Genomic DNA, 513 nt, shown 5'->3' on the forward strand with positions numbered 1-513 from the left:
TAGCCGTGAATTCGCTCACGACGAGCGACACGACACCGGCCCTGAGCGGAACCATCGATGACACCACCGCGACGATTAGTGTCACGGTTGACGGCAATGCCTATGCGGGCGCGAACAACGGCAACGGCACGTGGACGCTGGCGGACAACACCATCGCGCCCCCGCTCTCGAACGGGACCTTTGACGTTGCGGTCACGGCGACTGACAGCCTGGGCAACACCGCGAACGACGCCACCACCAACGAGCTCGAAATCGACGCGACGGCGCCGACGGTCACGGTCAGCGTGTTGGCGACGAGTGATACGCGCCCGCAACTGACCGGGACGGTGAGCACCCCGGCGGCAACGATTACGGTCGACGTGGGCGGCCAGAATGGCCTCGCCGCGACGAACAACGGCGATGGTACCTGGACGCTGGCGGACGACACGATTAATCCGGGCCTGGCGGATGGCGTATATAACGTGATCGCCCGCGCGACCTTTGGCGGTACGGGCACGGACAGCACCACGAACG

1 protein-coding gene is annotated in these 513 nt (G+C 65.3%); it reads left to right on the top strand.

The genetic code is table 11. The features are described from left to right. Positions 1-513 (top strand): flagellar protein (locus JNK74_30385; GenBank protein ID MBL7650477.1); only part of this gene is annotated, 513 nt, incomplete at both ends.

This window comes from Candidatus Hydrogenedentota bacterium (assembly GCA_016791475.1).
Taxonomy (GTDB): Bacteria; Hydrogenedentota; Hydrogenedentia; order Hydrogenedentales; family JAEUWI01; genus JAEUWI01.